3 protein-coding genes and 1 pseudogene are annotated in these 3,618 nt (G+C 47.5%); all 4 read left to right on the top strand.

Going from position 1 to position 3,618, the window contains the following annotated elements:
• Positions 1-271 (top strand): annotated as a pseudogene (locus tag PX481_RS04770) (signal recognition particle-docking protein FtsY); the annotation flags it as partial.
• Between the two features lie 94 nt (positions 272-365).
• Entirely contained in the window at positions 366-1,166 is an 801-nt protein-coding gene (locus PX481_RS04765) for a metal ABC transporter ATP-binding protein (RefSeq protein WP_288093821.1), read from the top strand.
• A 39-nt stretch (positions 1,167-1,205) separates the two neighbouring features.
• A complete protein-coding gene (locus PX481_RS04760) occupies positions 1,206-1,622 on the top strand; it encodes a DUF3119 family protein (protein ID WP_002761589.1) in 417 nt (138 codons plus the stop codon).
• 247 nt (positions 1,623-1,869) lie between these two features.
• Positions 1,870-3,153, top strand: coding sequence for a DUF3086 domain-containing protein (locus PX481_RS04755; protein WP_002761591.1), 1,284 nt, complete (start codon positions 1,870-1,872; stop codon positions 3,151-3,153).
• Positions 3,154-3,618: the final 465 nt, after the last annotated feature.

The raw sequence follows: 3,618 nt of genomic DNA, 5'->3' as shown, positions 1-3,618 counted from the left end.
AGCCGAGAGTGCCGTGGTGGAATCCCTTCTAGTTCTCGATGCCACTTTAGGACAAAACGGGCTGCGACAGGCCGAGGTTTTCTCGGAAGCTGCCCAATTAAGCGGCGTGATCCTGACTAAAATCGATGGTACAGCTAAAGGAGGTGTCGCCCTTGCCGTAGCGCGTCAGCTTAACCTACCGATTCGCTTTGTTGGTGCTGGGGAAGGAATCGAGGATCTGCGGCCCTTTTCCAGTTACGAATTCGTGGAAGCTTTACTGAGTGGCGATTAATCTCACCCTAGCTATCTTTCATAATCTTTTCATGGTTGCTTCATAATTGTCTCATTTTTAGTTATGCTAGAAATGGAGACTCGGGGTAACAACTATGCAAAGGACAATTACAGTTAGTCATCTAGGAGTATATTATCGCGGCGTGGAAGCCCTACGGGATATCACCCTGAAAATTTATCCCGGACGATTAACCGGTATTATCGGTCCCAACGGCGCGGGTAAAAGTACCCTGATCAAAGCCATGCTAGGATTAATTCCCGTACAACAGGGAACCGTTAACTATCAAGGGCAATCTCTACAGCAACAACTGGATAAAGTCGCTTATGTTCCCCAAAGATCTCAAATCGACTGGACCTATCCCGTCACCGCTTGGGATGTGGTAATGATGGGGAGAGTCAGGAAAACGGGTTGGTTTCGCCCTTTTTCCCATATTAGTCGTCAACAGGCTTTAAATGCCCTAGAACGGGTGGAAATGGCTGATTTACGCCATCGTCCCCTCGGTCAGTTGTCGGGGGGACAACAGCAAAGAGTCTTTTTAGCCAGATCTTTGGCCCAAGAAGCGGAGATTTTCTGTTTTGATGAACCTTTCGTTGGGGTAGATCAAAAAACCGAGGGGGTTCTTTTTAATATCTTTGGTGAGTTAGCCCAAAAAAATAAAATTGTCCTGGTGGTTAACCATGATTTAGGCGAATCTATCACCCATTTTGCTGATTTAATCCTCTTAAATAAAGAATTGATCCTCGCCGATCAACGGTCTAAGGTCTTAACTGATTTTAATCTCCGGCGTGCCTATGGGGGTAAAGTCTCCTTCTACGATGCCATGACACCACCAGATCATCGCCGATCGAGTCTCGATTATTTCGATCGCCTCTCGAAAAACAATGCGATAAACTAGAAGCGAAGATATTTTGGCTGACTGCCGATAGGGACACCGATGAAAACTATTTCCCCGCAAGAAGTAACAGGAACGATCGAACTGGCTCCTAACTATCGAATTCCCCTGTTTTTGGTAATTTTATCGCTGCCTTTACTCTTTTTACAGGTCTGGCTGGGCATAATTTTCTCCCTGTTAGGGCTATTCTTGATGTTCCAGACTACCCGCATTCGTCTCCAGTTTACCCCCACCTCCTTAGATGTCTATCTATCTGGGCAACAAATTCGCTCCTTTCCCTACCAAGAATGGCAAAATTGGCGGATTTTCTGGAATAAAGTCCCGATCCTATTTTATTTCAAAGAAATTAACAGCATTCATTTTTTGCCCATTATCTTTGACAGCGCAACCCTGAGACTGTGCCTCGAAAAATACTATCCTTTAGCAGCATCGCCAGCGATCGACTCAGAAGCGAACTAAGATTGAGATAAAATAAAATCTGGCAATTAATAGCGTCTTAAGTAGGTAGGTGTTAAAAATTGTCAGATCCCCCCGCCTATCGGCACCCCCCTTATTAAGGGGGGCAGGGGGGATCCCCCCGCCTATCGGCACCCCCCTTATTAAGGGGGGCAGGGGGGATCGAAGGCAAGATATATCGTCTATTAATTAGAACCACTTACTTAATTGCCTGCCTTGGCCCTCTGTTCGCTCTGCATTTCTAAAGCCGATGAATTCAGAAGATTTTAATGTTTTACCCCTTGACAAAATGACAGACTTACCCAATGAATCTGTCGAAGAATTTAGTTTTGATGATCTCTGGAACGATCGCCCAGTAGAGAATCCGCTGCCATCGGCAATCGCCCCCGAAGGCGAATTAGTTCCCACAGCGCAGGCGCAACCCCTGCGGGCAGAAATCGAGGCTCTAGAACGGCAAAAACAGAGCCTAGAGGCAGAAATCTCGGCATTAAAAGCGGAAAGAGAACGCTTGATCGCCGAGGAACTAGGAGATATCAAAGCTCAAATCGAAAGAATGCTCAAGGAAGGCGTAAAAGACCTAGAACAACGCAAACAGGCGTTAGAAGTGGCGATCGAACAGTTAGAACGCCGTCGTGAGCGGATTCGGCAGGAAATGCGGAGTAATTTCGCCGGAGTCTCCCAGGATATGGCCGTGCGGGTTCAGGGATTTAAAGACTATCTGGTGGGCAGTTTACAGGATTTGGCCGCGGCTGCCGAACAGTTGGAATTACCCCGTTTTGAGACCCCCGAAAAATCCCCCCGACCCGTGGAACCTCCCCTGCGGACCGAACGGGAGGAAAACCCCCGTCCATCCCGTGGCAGTCAAGGCCGGGATGATCGCGAAGAAAGTCCCCGTCCCTCCCGTAGCAGTAACCAGGGCCGGGATAATTGGCAAGAACCCCGTCGCTCTAACCGTTCGGGTTATGAATCGGAACCGGTGGGACAATCTACCCCCAGACAGGGCTTTTCTGAGCAAAATCAGCGCATCCAAACTCTTTTAGACCGTTATCGCAGTCGTCCTGACTATTACGGTCCGCCTTGGCAATTACGGCGCACTTTTGAACCAATTCACGCCGAACGGGTGCAACAGTGGTTCTTTAAACAGGGGGGCCGGGGTACTGTTCGCGGTATGGGCAGCCGTCTCCAGAATATTCTGGTCGCTTCGGCAATTATCTCGATTATGGCGGAATTACAGGGCGATCGCTTCCGTTCTCTCGTTCTGGCTAATAGTCCCGAACGTTTAGGCGAATGGCGGCGCGGTCTCCAAGATTGTCTCGGCATTTCCCGCGCCGATTTTGGACCAGACCGCGGCATCGTTCTCTTTGAGTCTCCCGAAGCTTTAATTCAAAAAGCGGAACGTTTAATTGAGGATAAATATTCACCGCTCATTATCATCGATGATACCGAAGAACGGCTCAATTTCGCTCTTTTACAATTCCCCTACTGGTTAGCTTTTGCCCCTGAACCCCAACAAAGTTCTAGTTATTGGTATTAAGTACCTAAGCAAAATTAATGTAACTACCGAGGTAGAGAAAAAAGAAGGAAAGCAAGTGGGAAAAAGTCGGGGGGACAAAAAGGACATCAAGGATACACCTGAGCACTCTTGTGTCACTTTCGGAAAACCCCTGTCAACTCTAAGTTCTGAAACTCTTATTTCATAAGCAATTGCTCACCGTCAGTCCGGAAAGAGCCTTAGAAAGGGTGAGTCAACCGGAGAAGATAGTCAGACACGAACCCTCAAATCAGTCTTGTCAATGTGGATGTAACCTAACAGGTGTAGAAGCAGAAAGAGTTATGAAACGGCAAGTATTTCACCTACCCGTCTTGAAGATGGTTGCTGAGATGAGGAGATTATGCTGACGATCTCTTGCGCTTTCTTGAGCGTCAGGATGTTCCTTAATCTCGGACGATTTTACTCTCTGGTCGATAAAAAGTATTATTGATATTAAATATCGCTTTT

Source organism: Microcystis sp. M53603_WE2 (assembly GCF_030065435.1).
Note: the sequence above shows the minus strand (reverse complement) of the source record. Positions and strands in the feature narration are given on the sequence as shown.

Excerpts from the sequence above, each read along its gene's own strand:
- PX481_RS04765 (WP_288093821.1), top strand. The coding sequence starts at position 366 with ATGCAAAGGACAATTACAGTTAGTCATCTAGGAGTATATTATCGCGGC.
- PX481_RS04760 (WP_002761589.1), top strand. The coding sequence starts at position 1,206 with ATGAAAACTATTTCCCCGCAAGAAGTAACAGGAACGATCGAACTGGCT.
- PX481_RS04755 (WP_002761591.1), top strand. The coding sequence starts at position 1,870 with ATGAATTCAGAAGATTTTAATGTTTTACCCCTTGACAAAATGACAGAC.